The 17,612-nt window shown below is 68.8% G+C and carries 13 protein-coding genes and 1 pseudogene; 12 read left to right on the plus strand and 2 right to left on the minus strand.

What is annotated here, in order from left to right:
- Positions 1 to 160: 160 nt before the first annotated feature.
- From DIE12_RS06330 to DIE12_RS06370, 9 genes are all read left to right on the plus strand, one after another.
- Positions 161 to 988, plus strand: coding sequence for a p-hydroxycinnamoyl CoA hydratase/lyase (locus DIE12_RS06330; RefSeq protein ID WP_021163522.1), 828 nt, complete (start codon positions 161 to 163; stop codon positions 986 to 988).
- Between the two features lie 43 nt (positions 989 to 1,031).
- Positions 1,032 to 2,483: an aldehyde dehydrogenase gene (locus DIE12_RS06335; RefSeq protein ID WP_124520262.1), complete on the plus strand. Its 1,452-nt coding sequence runs from the start codon at positions 1,032 to 1,034 to the stop codon at positions 2,481 to 2,483.
- Between the two features lie 101 nt (positions 2,484 to 2,584).
- Entirely contained in the window at positions 2,585 to 4,489 is a 1,905-nt protein-coding gene (locus tag DIE12_RS06340) for a feruloyl-CoA synthase (RefSeq protein ID WP_124520261.1), read from the plus strand.
- Between the two features lie 10 nt (positions 4,490 to 4,499).
- A complete protein-coding gene (locus DIE12_RS06345) occupies positions 4,500 to 6,251 on the plus strand; it encodes an acyl-CoA dehydrogenase (RefSeq protein ID WP_124486008.1) in 1,752 nt (583 codons plus the stop codon).
- Between the two features lie 122 nt (positions 6,252 to 6,373).
- Entirely contained in the window at positions 6,374 to 6,868 is a 495-nt protein-coding gene (locus tag DIE12_RS06350) for a MarR family winged helix-turn-helix transcriptional regulator (protein ID WP_027790251.1), read from the plus strand.
- A gap of 273 nt (positions 6,869 to 7,141) precedes the next feature.
- Entirely contained in the window at positions 7,142 to 8,347 is a 1,206-nt protein-coding gene (mhpT, locus tag DIE12_RS06355) for a 3-(3-hydroxy-phenyl)propionate transporter MhpT (protein WP_124486009.1), read from the plus strand.
- A 67-nt stretch (positions 8,348 to 8,414) separates the two neighbouring features.
- A complete protein-coding gene (locus DIE12_RS06360) occupies positions 8,415 to 9,554 on the plus strand; it encodes a porin (RefSeq protein ID WP_124520260.1) in 1,140 nt (379 codons plus the stop codon).
- 28 nt (positions 9,555 to 9,582) lie between these two features.
- Positions 9,583 to 11,307: a tannase/feruloyl esterase family alpha/beta hydrolase gene (locus tag DIE12_RS06365; RefSeq protein WP_124520259.1), complete on the plus strand. Its 1,725-nt coding sequence runs from the start codon at positions 9,583 to 9,585 to the stop codon at positions 11,305 to 11,307.
- 231 nt (positions 11,308 to 11,538) lie between these two features.
- The gene (locus DIE12_RS06370) at positions 11,539 to 12,156 is read left to right on the plus strand and encodes a PolC-type DNA polymerase III (RefSeq protein WP_124520134.1); all 618 of its coding nucleotides are present in this window, start codon (positions 11,539 to 11,541) and stop codon (positions 12,154 to 12,156) included.
- 10 nt (positions 12,157 to 12,166) lie between these two features.
- Here the strand turns inward: DIE12_RS06370 and DIE12_RS06375 are convergent, their stop codons facing one another.
- Positions 12,167 to 12,643 carry an Lrp/AsnC family transcriptional regulator gene (locus tag DIE12_RS06375; RefSeq protein ID WP_124520258.1) on the minus strand — a complete coding sequence of 159 codons (477 nt, stop codon included), beginning with the start codon at positions 12,641 to 12,643 and terminating at the stop codon, positions 12,167 to 12,169.
- A 181-nt stretch (positions 12,644 to 12,824) separates the two neighbouring features.
- Between DIE12_RS06375 and DIE12_RS06380 the strand changes: the two are divergent.
- Together DIE12_RS06380 and DIE12_RS06385 are read left to right on the plus strand one after the other, a co-directional pair.
- Positions 12,825 to 14,106 (plus strand): annotated as a pseudogene (locus tag DIE12_RS06380) (diaminopropionate ammonia-lyase).
- Positions 14,107 to 14,144: 38 nt separating this feature from the next.
- The gene (locus tag DIE12_RS06385) at positions 14,145 to 15,329 is read left to right on the plus strand and encodes a M20 aminoacylase family protein (protein ID WP_124520257.1); all 1,185 of its coding nucleotides are present in this window, start codon (positions 14,145 to 14,147) and stop codon (positions 15,327 to 15,329) included.
- 60 nt (positions 15,330 to 15,389) lie between these two features.
- On the opposite strand, the gene DIE12_RS06390 is transcribed toward DIE12_RS06385, so the two are convergent.
- Positions 15,390 to 16,103 (minus strand): GntR family transcriptional regulator, encoded by a 714-nt coding sequence (locus DIE12_RS06390; RefSeq protein ID WP_124520256.1) that lies wholly within the window; start codon positions 16,101 to 16,103, stop codon positions 15,390 to 15,392.
- A 172-nt stretch (positions 16,104 to 16,275) separates the two neighbouring features.
- Here DIE12_RS06390 and DIE12_RS06395 point away from each other — a divergent pair, with 172 nt between their 5' ends.
- The gene (locus DIE12_RS06395; RefSeq protein WP_124486017.1) at positions 16,276 to 17,574 is read left to right on the plus strand and encodes an MFS transporter; all 1,299 of its coding nucleotides are present in this window, start codon (positions 16,276 to 16,278) and stop codon (positions 17,572 to 17,574) included.
- Positions 17,575 to 17,612: the final 38 nt, after the last annotated feature.

Consider the following 17,612-nt stretch of genomic DNA (forward strand, 5'->3'; position numbering starts at 1 on the left):
CTCATGTCGTGATTCGTCGGCCGGCACGGCGCGAAATCGGCTGTCCGGGCTCGTTTAGGGGTTTGTCCGGAGCCGCTTCCATTCTACTTTACATATCAGGTTACCTGATAGTAAATTGGTCGCGAGTCGCACAGGGCGGCATCGTCATTGGAGAACGAAAATGGGTTACGAAGGGCGCTGGAAAACGGTGAAGGTCGAGGTCGAGGGCGGGATCGCATGGGTGACGCTGAACCGTCCGGACAAGCGCAACGCGATGAGCCCGACGCTGAACGCGGAGATGATCGACGTGCTGGAGGCGATCGAACTCGATGCCGAGGCGCAGGTGCTCGTGCTGACCGGCGAGGGCGACGCCTGGACGGCCGGGATGGACCTGAAGGAGTATTTCCGCGAAGTCGACGCGGGCCCGGAAATCCTGCAGGAAAAGATTCGCCGCGACGCGAGCCGCTGGCAGTGGCAATTGCTGCGCATGTATGCGAAGCCGACGATCGCGATGGTCAACGGCTGGTGCTTCGGTGGCGGCTTCTCGCCGCTCGTCGCGTGCGACCTCGCGATCGCGGCCGACGAAGCGGTGTTCGGCCTGTCGGAAATCAACTGGGGCATCCCGCCGGGCAACCTCGTCAGCAAGGCGATGGCCGACACCGTGGGACATCGCCAGGCGCTCTACTACATCATGACCGGCGACACCTTCACCGGCCCGCAGGCCGCGCAGATGGGGCTCGTCAACAAGAGCGTGCCGCGCGCGCAGCTGCGCGACGAGGTGCGCGCGCTGGCCGCGAAGCTGCTCGACAAGAACCCGGTCGTGATCCGTAACGCGAAGCACGGCTTCAAGCGTTGCCGCGAACTGACCTGGGAGCAGAACGAGGACTACCTGTACGCGAAGCTCGATCAGGCGAACTACCGCGATCCGGAAGGCGGGCGCGAGCAGGGCCTCAAGCAGTTCCTCGACGACAAGAGCATCAAGCCGGGCCTGCAGGCGTACAAGCGCTGACGCGCGCCGCCGCACGCAACCGGATCCGAGTGGAGACACGGAAATGCACGAAGTGAGTTTGTTGATCGACGGCGTGTCGCGCGGCGCGTCGGACGGCGGGACCTTCGACCGGATCGATCCGGCGACGGGACAGGTGGCGTCGCGCGCCGCCGCGGCGACGCTTGCCGACGCGGACGCCGCGGTCGCGGCAGCGGCGCGCGCATTCCCCGCGTGGGCCGCGCTCGCGCCGACCGAGCGCCGTCGGCGGCTGCTCGCGGCGGCCGACCGGATGGACGCGCGCGCGGGCGAATTCATCGAAACCGGCCGCGCGGAAACCGGTGCGATGGCGAACTGGTACGGCTTCAACGTGATGCTCGCGGCGAACATGCTGCGCGAGGCGGCCGCGATGACCACGCAGATCGACGGCGCGGTGATCCCGTCGGACGTGCCCGGCAGCCTCGCGATGGCCGTGCGCCAGCCGTGCGGTGTCGTGCTCGGGATCGCGCCGTGGAATGCGCCGGTGATTCTCGCGACCCGTGCGCTCGCGATGCCGCTCGCATGCGGCAACACGGTGGTGCTGAAGGCGTCCGAGGGTTGCCCGGGCGTGCACCGGCTGATCGGCAGCGTGCTGCACGACGCAGGGCTCGGCGACGGCGTGGTCAACGTGATCACGCATGCGCCGCAGGATGCGCCGGCGATCGTCGAGCGGCTGATCGCGAACCCGGCGGTGCGCCGCGTGAACTTCACCGGTTCGACACGCGTCGGCCGCATCGTCGCGACGCTCGCCGCGCAGCACCTGAAGCCGGCGCTGCTTGAACTCGGCGGCAAGGCGCCGGTGCTCGTGCTCGACGACGCCGATCTCGACGCGGCGGTCGAGGCAGTCGCATTCGGCGCGTTCTTCAACCAGGGGCAGATCTGCATGTCGACCGAGCGCGTGATCGTCGATCGCAAGGTCGCCGATGCGTTCGTCGAACGTCTCGTCGCGAAGGCACGCACGCTGAAGGCCGGCAACCCGGCCGCGCCGGGCGCCGTGCTGGGCACGCTCGAAAGCGCGGCCGCCGCGCAGCGGATCGCGGCGATGGTGGACGACGCGCGCGAGCACGGCGCCGCGCTGCCGCTCGGCTGTGAAGTCAGCGGCGCGGTGATGCAGCCGACGATCGTCGACGGTGTCACGCGCGACATGCAGCTGTATGCGGACGAATCGTTCGGGCCGGTGGTGACCGTGCAGCGCGTCGACGGCGACGCCGCCGCGCTCGCGGCCGCGAACGACAGCGAGTACGGGCTGTCGGCGGCGGTGTTCAGCCGCGATATCGCGCGCGCGATGCAGGTCGCGAAGCAGATCGAATCGGGCATCTGCCACATCAACGGGCCGACGGTGCACGACGAGGCGCAGATGCCGTTCGGCGGCATGAAGGCAAGCGGCTACGGCCGGTTCGGCAGCAAGGCGTCGATCGCCGAGTTTACCGACCTGCGCTGGATCACGGTCCAGACCACGCCGCGTCACTACCCGATCTGAGCAGTCCCGGGCGCCGCGGCGCCCCAGTTAAGACAACGACACAATGAAGTCTCCGCCCGGCGCGCGCACGCGCGCGGGGCGGAACCGACCGGAGACAGAACTTGGATGCGGATCCGACCCAACTGCGCGACGCGGCTGCCGCACAGCGCGTTCCCGCCGGCTATCGCCCCGTGGCGATCGGCACGGCGCCGCCGGAGATCGTGCAACGTGACGGCTGCTGGACCTTGCGCGCGACGACCCCGCTCGGCGCGTACCCGCACCGGCTGACCGACCGGCTCGCGAGCGGCGCGCGCGCGCATCCGGACCGCTGGCTGGTCGCGCGGCGCGGGCCCGACGGTACGTGGATCGGCATCACGTATGCGCAGATGCTCGAGCGCGCCCGCGCGATCGGCCAGGCGCTGCTCGATCGCGGGCTGTCGGCCGAGCGGCCCGTCGCGATCCTCTCGGGCAACGACCTCGAACATCTGCAACTCGCGTTCGGCGCGATGTGGGCCGGCATTCCGCATGCGCCGCTGTCGCCCGCGTATTCGCTCGTGTCGAGCGATTACGGCAAGCTGCGCCACGCGCTCGCCCTGCTCACGCCGGGGCTGGTCTTCGCGTCGGACGGCGCGGCGTTTCGTGCCGCGCTCGACGCGTCGGTGCCGCCTGATGTCGAGCGCGTGGTCGTGTCGGCACCCGACGGGATGGACGGCGTCACGCGTTTCTCGTCGCTGCTCGACACGACACCGGGCAGCGTCGATGCCGCGCACGATGCGATCACCGGCGACACGATCGCGAAATTCCTGTTCACGTCGGGATCGACACGGCTGCCCAAGGCGGTGCCGACCACGCACCGGATGCTGTGCAGCAACCAGCAGATGCTGCTCGAGACGTTTCCGCAGTTCGGTCTGGAGCCGCCGGTGCTGGTCGACTGGCTGCCGTGGAATCACACGTTCGGCGGCAGCCATAACGTCGGCATCGCGCTGTACAACGGCGGCACGCTGTACATCGACGACGGCAAGCCGGTCGCCGGCAAGTTCGGCGAGACGCTGCGCAACCTGCGCGAGATCGCGCCCACCGTGTATTTCAACGTGCCGAAGGGCTGGGAAGAGCTGACCGCGGCGCTCGAAACGGATGCCGCGCTGCGCGAAACCTTCTTCTCGCGCGTGAGGATGTATTTCTTCGCGGGCGCCGGACTGTCGCAGGCCGCGTGGGACCGGCTCGAGCGCGTGACGCTCGCGCACTGCGGCGAGCGCATCCGGATCATGGCGGGCCTCGGGATGACCGAGGCCGCGCCATCGTGCATGTTTACCACCGGGCCGGTGTCGGGGGCCGGCTACATCGGCCTGCCCGCGCCCGGCTGCGACGCGAAGCTGGTGCCGGTCGACGGCAAGCTCGAGGCGCGCTTTCGCGGGCCGAACGTGATGGCCGGTTATTGGCGCGCGAGCGGCGACGACGCGCGCGAGGTATTCGACGAGGAGGGCTACTACCGCAGCGGCGATGCAGTGCGTTTCGTCGATCCCGCGCGGCCGGAGATCGGCTTGATGTTCGACGGGCGCATCGCGGAGGATTTCAAGCTATCGTCCGGTACCTTCGTGAGCGTCGGGCCCATGCGCGCGCGGATCGTATCGAACGGCGCGCCGTACGTGCAGGACGCGGTCGTCACGGGGATGAACCGCGACGACGTCGGCGTGATGATCTTCCCGCGCGTCGACGATTGCCGTCGCCTGGCCGGCGTGGCACCGGATGCCGACGTGCGCACCGTCCTGCAGGCGCCCGCGGTGCGGGCGTTCTTCGCGGACCTGCTCGAGCGCCTGAACCGCGATGCGACCGGCAGCGCGACGTTCGTCACGCGGCTGTGCGTGCTCGATACGCCGCCTTCGCTCGATCTCGGCGAAGTCACCGACAAGGGCTCGATCAACCAGCGTGCGGTACTCATGCACCGTGCGGCAGTGGTCGACGCGATGTACGAACCGGGCGCGGCCGACACGGGCGTGATCGTCGCCGGCACGGCGCGCCGGGCATGAGGTGCGCGCGATGAGCAACGCGTATTGCGCGCCATTGCGCGACATGCTGTTCGTGATCGGCGAATGGCTCGATGCGCCGGCGCTGTGGCGCCGCGTGCCCGACTGGGCGGAGCTCGACCTGTCGACTGCCGGGCAAGTGCTCGACGAAGCCGCCCGCTTCGTGGTCGAACGCATCGCGCCGCTCGATTCGACCGGCGATCTCGAGGGCTGCCGGTTCGACGGTGCCGGAGTGACGATGCCGGCGGGCTTTCGCGATGCGTACCGCGACTACGTCGACGCCGGCTGGCCGACGCTGGCGCTCGACGCCGATTGCGGCGGCCAGGGGCTGCCGCATCTGCTCGACGTCGCGCTGCAGGAGATGCTCGCGGGGGCGAACCACGCGTGGCTGATGTCGCCGGGGCTCACGCACGGCGCGGTGGCGTGCCTGCGCGCGCACGGCGGCGAGCGCCTGAAGCGCGACGTGCTGCCGAAGATCGCGAGCGGCGAGTGGCTGACGACGATGTGCATCACCGAGCCACAGGCGGGCAGCGATCTCGGCCTGCTGCGCACGCAGGCAGTGCCGGACCCGGCCGCCGACGGCTACCGAATCAGCGGCAGCAAGCTGTTCATCACCGGTGGCGAGCACGACCTGACCGACAATATCGTGCACCTCGTGCTCGCGCGCCTGCCCGATGCGCCGGCGGGAACGAAGGGGCTGTCGCTGTTCGTCGTGCCGAAGTGGCTCGACGCGCCGGGCGGCCGTGTGCGCAACGGCGTCTGGTGCGACGGCATCGAGAAGAAGATGGGGCTGAAGGCAAGCCCGACCTGCACGATGCGTTTCGACGCGGCCGCGGGCTGGCTCGTCGGCGAGCCGCATCGCGGGCTCGCATCGATGTTCGTGATGATGAACGCGGCGCGCCTGCAGGTCGCCATGCAGGGTGTCGGGCATGCGCAGAGCGCGTGGCAGGCCGCGTCGGCCTATGCGCGCGAACGCGTGCAGGGCAGGGCGGCGCCGATCGCGCAACATGCCGCGATCCGCCGCATCCTGCTCGATGCGCAGGCGATCGTCGAAGGCGAGCGCGCGATCGGCTACTGGATCGCGCACTGGCTCGACGTCGCCGCGCACGATCCGCAGCCGCCGGCACGGCTCGCGGCGTCGCGGCTGGCATCGTTGCTCACTCCGATTGCCAAGGCGTTCTTCACCGCGAACGGCTTCGCGGCCGCGTCGAACGCGCTGCAGGTATTCGGCGGCTACGGCTACGTTCACGAATACGGGATCGAACAGACGGTGCGCGATTGCCGCGTGTCGATGCTGTACGAAGGGACCAACGAGATCCAGGCGATCGATCTGCTGGTGCGCAAGGTGCTGGGGGATCGCGGCGAGGCGCTGCATGCGCTGCTCGAGTTGATTCGCGCGGAAGCCGCGCAGAGCGTCCAGGCGGCGGCGGACGAGCGGGCGAGGGACGCCGGGGCGCGCGTCGCCACGCTGTGCGCGGAGCTCGAGCGCGTGACGGGCGGCGTGATTCGCGCGAGCGAGCACGATCCGGATCTGCCCTACCGGGTCGCGGACGACTATCTCGCGCTGGTCGGCTGGCTGCTGCTCGCGTTCGCGTGGGCGCGCACGCTGCGCATCGTCGGCGATGCGCCGGGAGACGATTCGTTCCGTGCGGGCAAGCGCGCGGTCGGCACCTACTTCTTCGACTATCCGCTCGCGGCATTCGCACACCGGCTCGCGCTGGTGGACGCGGGCTGCCGCGCGGCGTTGCCGGCTGCCGCGGCATAAGGTTCGTCCGAGCCGGGCGTGGACGGCCCGGGGCGGCTCGCCGGCCGGCACGAGCCGCCGTGCGGGCCGATATACGGACCGCGTGAGGTAAGATGGCCCGCGATCCTCCTTCCGACACGTTCATGAGCTCGACACCCGTCAAACCGGCCGGCACGAAACGCACGGCCCGCGCCAGCGAAGCCAGGCCGCGCATGCGTTCGCAGCAGCGGCTTACCTACCTGATCGGCAATCTCGACCGGCTGCTGCGCCGCCAGATGAGCGATGCGCTCGCGCCGCTCGGTGTGACGCTCGCGCAGTACACGGCGCTGTCGGTGCTCGAGGCGCGCGGCGCGCTGTCCAATGCGCAACTCGCGGTGCGCTCGTTCATCACGCCGCAATCCGCGAACGAAGTGATGGTTGCGATGGCCGCCCGCGGCTTCGTGACGCGCGAGGCCGATCCCAGCCATGGCCGCGTGATCCTGCTGCGTCTGACCGACGAGGGCTCGGCAATCCTGCGCGAATGCGAGCAGGTGCTGCGGCCGCTCGAACGCCGGATGCTCGGCGACGACGTGAGCGCCGACGACGTCGCGCAGGTTCACCGTACGCTCGAACTGTTCGTGCGCAACCTGCGCGACTGAGCACGCCGCCGCGTCTTTCGTTCCGGTTTCGCCGGCCGCGCCGGGCCACGCCGCAGCGTGGCCCGGGTTGCGAACGGGTTGCGGGTTAACACCGCGCTCGCGACACTTGAAATATCAGGTTACCTGTTATTAAATCATCCCGTCCCTCGACGGGATTTTCTTTCGGGTTCTTAATCAGGTTACCTGATAAATTGACGAGACCCGATCACGATAAAGCAAGGACACCGCGCATGCGTTCCGCGTATGCCGCGCGAGTCACGGTTAGGAGACGACATGGACACTTCCGTTGCCGCAAGGCCGGCCGTCGCGACGACGCTCGGCCTGTGTTTCGCGATCGCATTGCTCGAGGGGCTCGACCTGCAGTCGGTCGGCGTCGCGGCACCGCGCATGGCCCACGAATTCGGGCTCTCGGTTTCACAGATGGGGCTCGCGTTCAGCGCGGGCACGTTCGGCCTGCTGCCGGGCGCGATGCTCGGCGGCTGGCTGGCCGACCGGGTTGGCCGCAAGCACGTGCTGATCGCGTCGGTCTGCCTGTTCGGGCTGCTGTCGATCGCGACCGCGCAGGTGTCGAGCTTCGCGATGCTGGTCGCCGTTCGTGCGCTGACCGGCCTCGGCCTTGGCGGCGCGATGCCGAACCTCATTGCATTGTCGTCGGAAGCGGTCGACGCACGCTCGCGAAGCAGCGCGGTGGCCGTGATGTACTGCGGGATTCCGTTCGGCGGCGTGATCGCGTCGCTGATCGGCGTGCTGCTCGCAGGCGACACCGAATGGCGGCACATTTTCTATGTCGGGGGTGTCGGCCCGCTGCTGCTCGCGCCGCTGCTGCTCGCACTGCTGCCCGAATCGCGTGCGTTCCTCGACGTCAGCGCATCGGGCGCGGCGCGCCCCAGCGTCGGACAGACGCTGTTCGGCGGCTCGCGCACCGGCACGACACTGGCGTTGTGGCTCAGCTACTTCTGCACGCTGATCGTGCTGTATTTCCTGCTGAACTGGCTGCCGTCGCTGATGGCCGCGAAGGGGCTCGCTCGCAGCCAGGCCGGTATCGTGCAGATCTTCTTCAACATCGGCAGCGGCCTCGGCGTGCTCGGCATCGGCATGTCGATGGACCGCTTGCGTCCATCGCGCGTGGTCGGTGGCATGTACGCTGGGATCGTACTGTCGCTTGCAGCGCTGGCGATCGCACCTGGACTCCTGTGGCTGTCCGCCGCCGCGTTCGCGGCCGGGATGTTCGTCGTCGGCGGCCAGTCGGTGCTGTATGCGCTGGCCGCGATCTATTACCCGACCGCGATGCGCGGCACCGGCGTCGGCTCCGCCGTTGCCGTCGGCCGCCTCGGCTCGGTGGTCGGGCCGCTCGCCGCCGCCGAACTGCTCGCAATGGGCCGCAGCGCGTCGGTCGTGATCGGCGCGAGCATTCCCGTCACGCTCGTCGCCGCCGTCGCTGCGCTGGTGCTGATCCGGCGCCCGCAGGCGCACGACTGATTTCTTCCCATTTCAACCACGAGCGCCGGTAGAGCGCGATTACGACACAGGTCTGGAGACGAACACCATGAAGCACACCAAAGCCTTGCTGGCGGCCGGCGCATGCGCGCTCGCCGCGACCGGCGCGCACGCGCAGTCGAGCGTGACGCTGTACGGGATCATCGATACGGGCGTCGAGTTCGTGTCGCACGCGAACGCGGCCGGCGACCACGTCGTGCGCATGCCGGGCGTGACGGGCGAGCTGCCGTCGCGCTGGGGCCTGCGCGGCACCGAGGATCTCGGCGGCGGCTACCAGGCGGTATTCACGCTCGAAAGCGGCTTCAACGTGCGCGGCGGCGATCTCGGCCAGGGCGGCCGGCTGTTCGGGCGGCAGGCGTTCGTCGGGCTGAAGAGCGGCTTCGGCACGCTCGCGTTCGGCCGCCAGTACACGATGACCTATCTCGCGCTGCAGGGCGCGGACATCATCGGCCCCGACATCTACGGGCTCGGCTCGTTCGACGCATACGTGCCTAACGGCCGCGCCGACAACGCGGTGACCTACGTCGGCACCTATCGCGGCGTGACGCTCGGCGCCGCGTATTCGTTCGGCCGCGACGGCGCGGGCACCGGCAACTCGCCGGGGCAGGGCACCTGCGCGGGGCAGGTGCCGGGCGATGCCGTCCAGTGCCGCAACTGGTCGGTGATGCTCAAGTACGACAGCGCGTATTTCGGTGCGGCGGCGTCGTACGAGGAGCAGCGCGGCGGCACCGGCGCGGCCGCGAACTTCTTCGACGGCGTCGCGCCGGTCGCCTTTACCAGCAGCGGCGGCAAGGACGCGCGCACGCACGTGAGCGCGTATGCGCAGGCGGCGGGCGCGCGGGTCGGCGCGGGCTGGATCGGGCGGCGCGTGTCGACCGGTTCGCCGGCCGCGCCGGGCGCGCATTCGGACCTGTTCTTCCTTGGCGCGTCGTATGCGGTGAAGCCCGATTTCGTCGTCGACGGCGAAGGCTACCGGATCGTCAACAGCGCGCACGACACGCGCGCGACGATGGCCACGCTGCGCGCGACCTATCTGCTGAGCAAGCGCACGGCCGTCTACGCACAGTCGTCGTATCTGTGGAACAGCGCGCATGCACGCTACGCGGTCAGCGGCGGCGGGCCCGGCACGACGCCCGGCGCAGGGATGGGGCAGCTCGGCGCGATGGTCGGCGTGCGGCACATGTTCTGATCCGGCAGCCAGACGAACGGGAGCTATCTTGAACAGGAAATCTGCATTCCTCTGTATTGCGCCGCTGTCCGCGGCGGCCATGCTCGCCGGCTGCGGCGGCGACGATTCGGTCAGCGCCACGCCGACGCACCTGAGCGCCGCGACGCCGGCCGCGATGGCGCAGACGTGCGACGCGCTCGCCGCGAAGCTCGCGTATGCGAACACGTCGTTCACGTCGGTGACGACCGCAGCCGCCGGCGCGCTGACGGTGGCCGGCAAGCCGATCGCCGAGCACTGCGTGATCGACGGGAAGATGAACGAGCGCGTGAGCGCGGTGGACGGCAAGACCTATGCGATCGGCTTCGAGATGCGCTTGCCGAAAGCGTGGAACGGCCGCTTCTTCTACCAGGCGAACGGCGGGCTCGACGGCAATATCGTGACCGCGACCGGCGAGGTCGGCGGCGGCGGGCCGCTGACCGATGCGCTGAACATGGGCTTTGCGGTGATCAGCTCGGATTCCGGGCACAGCGCCGCGCAGAACCCGCTGTTCGGCCTCGATCCGCAGGCGCGCATCGATTACGGCTACGGCGCGGTCGACGCGCTCACGCCGATGGCGAAGCAGGTGATCCGGCTCGCATACGGGAAGACGCCCGACCGCAGCTATTTCGGCGGCTGCTCGAACGGCGGCCGGCACGCGATGGTCACGGCCGTGCGCAACGCGGGCGACTACGACGGGATCATCGCGGGCGATCCTGGCTTCCATCTGCCGAAGGCGGCGATCGGCGAGATGTACGGCGCGCAGCAGTTCGCGAAGATCGCATCGGCGACGGGCTCGAACGGGCTGCCCGACATCCGCAGCGGCTTCACCGATGCGGAACGCCGGTTCGTCGGTGCGAAGATTCTCGACAAGTGCGATGCGCTCGATGGCGTGGCCGACGGGATGGTGCAGGACGTCGCCGCGTGCCAGGCGCATTTCAGCGTCGAGACGGACATCCCGACCTGCGCGAGCGGCACGCGCACCGGCGCGTGCCTCACGACCGCGCAGAAGAGCGCGCTCGAAAACGTGTTCGCGGGCGCGCGCAACAGCGCGGGCACGGCGCTCTATGCGAGTTTTCCATACGATCCGGGCATGGCCAGCGGCGGCTGGGCCGCGTGGAAGCAGTCGAATTCGGTCACGCTCGACCCGGCCGCGATGGCGTTCACGTTCATGACGCCGCCGAAAACCGCCGCGACGCTCGCGAACCTCACCGGCTTCGCGCTCGGCTTCGACATGGACAACGACGCGCCGGCGATCTTCGCGACGAACGGCGTGTACACGCAATCGTCGTGGTCGTTCATGACGCCGCCCGACGAGACCAACCTGTCCGCGCTGAAATCGCGCGGCGCGAAGCTGCTCGTCTATCACGGCACCGGTGACCCGGTGTTCTCGTTCAACGACACGAGCGACTGGTACGGGCGGCTCGCGCAGGCGAACGGCGGCGACGCGTCGGGCTTCGCGCGCTTCTATCCGGTGCCGGGCATGAACCACTGCTCGGGCGGGCCGGCGGCCGACCAGTTCGACATGCTGACGCCGCTCGTCGCGTGGGTCGAGCAGGGGCAGGCGCCCGCGGCGATCGTCGCCACGGCGCGCGACACGACGAACGCGGTGCCGAACGCGGACGTGCCGACGTCGTGGGGCGCGGGACGCACGCGGCCGTTGTGCCCGTATCCGCAGGTCGCGCGCTACAACGGCTCGGGCGACGTGAATTCGGCGGCGAGCTTCAGTTGTCGATGATGTAGGGAAGGGGGATGTACCGACGCGCGGAAGCTTCGGTACATTCGCCGCCGTTCGGCGGCGGATGGCGCGAGCGTGCCGGTCCGTCCGGATGGAAACGGCGGTGCGCCGCGCATGACGATCGAGTTTGCCGCCCGACGCGGCATCCGGGGATACACTGTGGCGCTTTCGCGTCGGCGAGACACGTCCCGGCCGACGTGCGCCGCCAGCTATCCTTCCTCCGATTCGACCATGCAAACCGTAGCGGTACTCGACTTCGAAACAACCGGGCTTTCTCCGAACATGGGCGACAGGGCGACCGAGATCGCCGTGATCCTGCTGCGCGACGGCCAGATCGTCGACCGCTACCAGAGCCTCATGAACGCCGGCCGCCGCATTCCGTCCGACGTCGTCGCGCTCACGGGGATCACGAACGACATGATCGCGTCGGCGCCGCCGGTGGCGAAGGTCATGAAGGAAGCCGCCGCGTTCGTCGGCAGCCATCCCGTCGTCGCGCACAACGCCGGCTTCGACAAGCGGTTCTGGCAGGCCGAACTCGCGATGCTCGGGATGGCGGCCGAGCATGCGTTCGCATGCACGATGCTCGTCGCGCGGCGCCTCTACCCGCACGCGCAAAGTCACCGGCTGTCGAACCTCGCGACCATGCTGCGCTTGCCGCAGACGGGCCGTGCCCACCGCGCGATGGTCGACGCGGAGATCGCGAGCCATCTGTGGTGCCGGATGCAGCGCGACATCGGCGAGACTTACGGGTTGCGGCAGGTCGATCACGGGCTGATGTCGCGATTGCAGACGACGAGCAAGGCGAAGGTCGCGACGTTTTTCGGTTCATTGGCTGCCGACAGGCGCTGACGTTCGAGCGTCACTCGCCGGGATCCATCGGCACCTCGAGCCCGACCTTCACGCGGCTCATGCTCACGAGCGTCTTGAAGCGCTTCACGTTGTTGTTCGCGAAGAACAGCTCGCGCGTGAGCGCGTTGTACTGATCCATGTTGCGCACGGCGAGGATCAGCACGAAATCCCATTCCCCGGTCACGTAGTAGCACTGCTGGATCTGCGGGCAGCGCTCGAAGGTCCGCTTCATCGCGTCGAGCTGGTCGATCTGCTCGCGCTCGACTTCGACGTTCACGACGATCGTCAGCGGATGATCGACCTTCTCCGGCGCGACGACCGCCGTGTAGCGCTCGATCACGCCGTCTTCCGCGAGCCGCCGCAGGCGGCGGTTCACGGCGGCGGTCGACAGGTTCACGCGGGCGCCGAGTTCGGTCTGCGGCGTGTGCGCGTCGCGCTGGACTTCCATCAGCAGCTTGCGATCGAACGCATCGAGTGGGGTGGACATGATGGTGCGGCTGCCTCGAAAGAATGAGAAATTTTTGCGTCCGGAGCGCCGATTTGGCGATTTTATTGACCGGGATGCGCAATATTATTTTTCGGACCGACGGCGTGCGCAACCCGTATGCGCCCGCACCGCATTCACCGCCGGGCCGCCCGCGCGGCCAATTTCCGGAGCCCTTCCAGCCATGCTGATTGCCAATCCCCGCGCGTCGCGCACCGACTATCCCGACACGCTGCGCCGCATCATGAACATCGCCGCGGCCGACGAGAGCGGCGCGTGGCTCGCGCACTGGCCGCTCGTCGGCGCGGCCCGCACGCCGTTGCGCGCGCTGCCCGATCTGGCCGCGCGGCTCGGCGTCGCGAGCGTCAGCGTGAAGGACGAAGCGTGCCGTTCGCCGCTCGGCAGCTTCAAGGCGCTCGGCGCGCCGATCGCGCTGATGCGGCTCGTGAAGCGGTTGCGGCGCAACGAGGCGCTCGATCCGCAGGGGCTCGTCACGGGCCGCTACGCGGCGTCGCTGGCCGACCTGACGGTGATCAGCGCAACCGACGGCAATCACGGCCGAGCGCTGGCCGCCGCCGCGAGGGCGATCGGCTGCCGCTGCGTGATCGTGCTGCACGCGCACGTCGACGCGGAGCGCGAGCATGCGATCGCCGCGCATGGCGCAGGGATCGTGCGGATCGCCGGCAACTACGACGAATCGGTCGTGCACGCCGCGCAGCTCGCGGACGCGAACGGCTGGCACTTGGTGTCCGATACGTCGTACGACGGCTACGAGGCGATTCCGCGCGACGTGATGCAGGGCTACGGCGTGATCGCGGCCGAGGCGCTCGCGCAGGCGGCGGGAGAGGGCAACCATCGGCGATGGCGATGGCGATGGCGATGGCAGCGGCGATAACCGGCCGTTCACGCACGTGTTCCTGCAGGGCGGCGTCGGCGGCCTTGCGGCCGGTGTCGCGAGCTATCTGTGGGAGCATGCCGGCGCACGGCGGCCGCATTTCATCGTCGTCGAGCCGCGCCAGGCCGATTGCCTGTACCAGAGCGCGCTCGCCGGGCGCGCGACGAAGGCGACCGGCAGCGTCGACTCGGTGATGGCGGGGCTCGCGTGCGGCGAGGCGTCGCCGCTCGCATGGGACTTTCTCGAGCCGGGCATCGATCACTTCATGCTGATCGACGACGACGACGCGGTGCAGGCGATGCGCGCGCTGGCCGCCGGCAGCGAACGCGACGTGCCGTTCGTGTCCGGCGAGTCGGGCGCGGCGGGCATCGCGGGGCTGACCGTGCTGATGCGCGATCCGGCGCTGGCGCGGCAGGCGGGGCTCGATGCGAACGCGCGCGTGCTGGCGATCAACACGGAAGGCGCGACCGCGCCGAGCGTCTACCGGCGGTGTGTCGGCGAGACGGCCGACGCGGTGCTGGCGCGCCAGCGCGACTGGCTGACGCGGACCCGCGCGGCCGCGGAAGCCTGAGCGCCCCGAACGACCTGACGACCGACGAGGCAAGCACGATGGACGCACTGGACGCAACGGCAGGAAGCACGCTGCAGGGCCGGCTGAAAACCTGGCGCCGGCATCTGCACCAGCACCCGGAGACGGGTTTCGAGGAAGTAAACACGTCGGACTACGTCGCGCGGATCCTGACGACGCTCGGGCTCGACGTGCAGCGCGGGATCGGCGGCACGGGGCTGGTCGCGAACCTGACGGCCGGCACCGGCACGCGCGCGATCGGCATCCGCGCGGACATGGACGCGCTGAACATCGCCGAGCACGCGCCGGGCCGCGAACATGCGTCGCGCACGCCGGGCAAGATGCACGCGTGCGGGCACGACGGACACATGTCGATGGTGCTCGGCGCCGCGCAACTGCTGGCCGAGCGCAAGGACTTCGACGGCACCGTGCGCTTCATCTTCCAGCCGGCCGAGGAACATGGCCGCGGCGCGAAGGCGATGATGGCCGACGGGCTGTTCGAGCGCTTCCCGGTCGACGCGATCTTCGGCGCGCACAACATGCCGGGCATGCGCGCCGGCACGTTCGCGACGCGCGCGGGCGGCATCATGGCGAGCGAGGACAACTTCGTGATCCGGATCGACGGGCGCGGCACGCATGCGGCGCGCCCGCACATGGGCATCGATCCGATCGTGATCGGCTCGCAGATCGTGCTCGCGCTGCAGACGATCGTGTCGCGCAATCTCGATCCGGGCCTGCAGGCGGTGATCTCGTGCACCGAGTTCATCACCGACGGGCTGCGCAACGTGCTGCCGTCGACGGTGACGATCAAGGGCGACACGCGCAGCTATGCGCGTGACGTGCAAACGCTGCTCGAAACACGGATGCGCGAGATCAGCGAAGGGATCTGCCGCGCGCACGGTGCGACCTGCACGTTCGAATACACGCACGAGTTCGCGCCGACGGTGAATTCCCCGGAATGGGTCGACACGGCCGTCGAGGCCGCGGCGCAGGTCGCGGGCGCCGACGCGGTGAACGCCGACGTGCAGCCGATGATGATCTCGGAGGACTTCGGCGCGTTCCTGCAGGCGGTGCCGGGCAACTTCGTGTTCATCGGCAACGGCGAAGCGGCCGAGCGCGGCGGGGTGCCGCTGCACAACGCGGCGTACGATTTCAACGACGAGATTCTGCCGGTCGGCGCGCGGTATTTCGCGGAGGTGGCGCGACGGGCGTTGAAGGCGGCGTAGCAGGCCGTCGGCGGTCTGTTCGCAGGGCCCCCGCTACGCGTTCGGTTCGCCGGCAGGCCGTTACGCTTCGGCCGCCCGCTTGGCCGACACGTCGGCCGTGCCGGTGCGATCGAGGATCGCCAGCACTTCGCGCGCGGTGTTCTCCGAATGGCTGCGCAGCACCTGCGGCAGCCGTGCGTGGTCGGGCTCGGCGAGCGCAGCCATGATCGCTTCGTGCTCGTGCAGCGATTCGGCCCAGCGCAGCGTGTCCGCGTTCGCGGCGCCGCGCGCGCGGTGCACCTTCGACATCAGCGACGCATAAATGCCCGACAGCACCGGGTTGCCGGCCGCGTCGATGATCATCTGATGAATCTGCTGGTTCAGCCGGAAATACTCGACCCGCTTGCCGGCCTCGTGACACTCGACCATCCGCCGGTGCTTCGCCTGCAGCGAGGCGAGCGTCGACGTGCCGATCCGCTTGCGCAGCAATTCGCCCGCCATTGCCTCGAGCCCGTGCAGCAGCTCGAACGTCGACACGAGATCGTCGATGTCGATCGACGCGACGCGATAGCCGATGTACTGGCGATGCGTGACGGCGCCTTCCGCGACGAGCACCTTCAGCGCTTCGCGCAGCGGCGTCTTCGACACGTCGAACGCGAGGCTCAGTTCCTTTTCGTCGATCCGCGCGCCGGGCGGCAGTTCGCCCTCGTCGATCATCACGCGCAGGCGCGCGGCGATCTCCGCGGCCATGCCGCGCGTGCGCAGAAGCAGGGGATTGCGGGGTGTCTGGCTCATGATGGCGCAAGCTTATCACGATATCGGGGCTTACCCTGCATCACGATAGTGATAAAACAAATTCAATGAAACCAAGCGTTTACGCTAACGGTAATTATAAATTTCTAATCCTATACTCGGCTCAACGTTGCGCGACGTCCTGACCATCCTCGTTCATCCCTGGAGTCCGTCCATGTCTTCAACCTCCGGTGTCGCCGCCCTGACGGTCGGCAAGTCCGCCGTCCGCTGGAAGATATTCGTCGTCATGCTGAGCCTCATCGCGATCAACTACGTCGATCGCGCGTCGCTGTCCGTCGCCATGCCTTACATCTCGCAGGAGTTCAAGATCGGGCCGGCGATGGAGGGCCTGATCCTCAGCTCGTTCTTCTGGACCTATGCGGTGATGCAGATCCCGGGCGGGATGCTGGCCGACCGGTTCAAGCCGCGCATCGTGATCGCGACGGCGACCGTGTTCTGGGGCTTCTTCCAGGCGATCGCCGCGCTGTGCACGAACGCGCCGTCGCTGCTGCTCACGCGCCTCGGCCTCGGCGCATCCGAAGCGCCGATCTATCCGGCCGGCGGCAAGCTCAACGCGATCTGGATGACGCAGACCGAGCGCGGCCGCGGCGCCACGCTGCTCGACGGCGGCGCGCCGCTCGGCGCGGCCTTGGGCGCGGTGCTGATCGCCGGCCTGATCGCGCTGCTCGGCTCGTGGCGGCTCGCGTTCGCGGTGGCCGGCGTCGGCACCGTGCTGGCCGGTTTCCTCGCGTGGTACTACATCCGCAACACGCCGCGCGAGCATCCGGGCGTCAACGATCTCGAGGCCGACTACATCGAGGCGTCGCACGCGAGCGACCTCGCGGCCGAGCCGGCCGGTGCATCGGGGCGCTCGCGCGACTTCTTCAAATACCGCTCGGTGTGGTGCATGTTCTTCGGCTGGATGTGCTTCAACAGCGTGTTCTACGGGCTGCTCACGTGGATGCCGAACTACCTGCACAAGGTGCACGGCTTCGACATCAAGCAGATGGGCGGGTCGACCTTCATCATCTTTTTCTGCGGCTTCGTCGGCGAGCTGCTCGGCGGCTGGATCGCCGACAAGTGGAAAGCCGCGGGCGGGCGTCCGAACGTCGTGATGCGCACGCTGTTCGGCATCGCCGCGGTGATCGCGACCGTGTCGATCTTTTCCGTCGCCTACGTGAAGAGCCCGGTCGTGTGCGTCGCGCTGCTGTCGACGACGCTGTTCTTCCTGCGCTGGTGCGGGCTGTACTGGTGCATCCCGTCGTCGCTCGGCACACGCAACAAGATCGGCTTCCTCGGCGGCCTCATGAACCTCGGCGGCAACATCGGCGGCATCACCGTGCCGATCCTCGTCGGCGCGATCGTGCAGTTCACCGGTTCCTACTTCCTTGCGCTGATGGTGTTCGCGGCGGCCGGCGTCGGCCTGTTCGTGTGCTCCAGCGCGATCGACTACGAAAACAAGCTCCCCGTCTGACCGCCCCCTTTCACTGCATCGACTGCATTCATTGGTAG

The sequence above is a fragment of the Burkholderia sp. Bp9015 genome (assembly GCF_003853505.1).
Classification (GTDB): domain Bacteria; phylum Pseudomonadota; class Gammaproteobacteria; order Burkholderiales; family Burkholderiaceae; genus Burkholderia.

Bases quoted from the DNA above. Each gene is read 5' to 3' on its own strand.
- DIE12_RS06330 (WP_021163522.1), top strand. From the start codon at position 161: ATGGGTTACGAAGGGCGCTGGAAAACGGTGAAGGTCGAGGTCGAGGGC.
- DIE12_RS06335 (WP_124520262.1), top strand. From the start codon at position 1,032: ATGCACGAAGTGAGTTTGTTGATCGACGGCGTGTCGCGCGGCGCGTCG.
- DIE12_RS06345 (WP_124486008.1), top strand. From the start codon at position 4,500: ATGAGCAACGCGTATTGCGCGCCATTGCGCGACATGCTGTTCGTGATC.
- DIE12_RS06350 (WP_027790251.1), top strand. From the start codon at position 6,374: ATGAGCTCGACACCCGTCAAACCGGCCGGCACGAAACGCACGGCCCGC.
- mhpT (WP_124486009.1), top strand. From the start codon at position 7,142: ATGGACACTTCCGTTGCCGCAAGGCCGGCCGTCGCGACGACGCTCGGC.
- DIE12_RS06360 (WP_124520260.1), top strand. From the start codon at position 8,415: ATGAAGCACACCAAAGCCTTGCTGGCGGCCGGCGCATGCGCGCTCGCC.
- DIE12_RS06370 (WP_124520134.1), top strand. From the start codon at position 11,539: ATGCAAACCGTAGCGGTACTCGACTTCGAAACAACCGGGCTTTCTCCG.
- DIE12_RS06375 (WP_124520258.1), bottom strand. From the start codon at position 12,643: ATGTCCACCCCACTCGATGCGTTCGATCGCAAGCTGCTGATGGAAGTC.
- DIE12_RS06385 (WP_124520257.1), top strand. From the start codon at position 14,145: ATGGACGCACTGGACGCAACGGCAGGAAGCACGCTGCAGGGCCGGCTG.
- DIE12_RS06390 (WP_124520256.1), bottom strand. From the start codon at position 16,103: ATGAGCCAGACACCCCGCAATCCCCTGCTTCTGCGCACGCGCGGCATG.
- DIE12_RS06395 (WP_124486017.1), top strand. From the start codon at position 16,276: ATGTCTTCAACCTCCGGTGTCGCCGCCCTGACGGTCGGCAAGTCCGCC.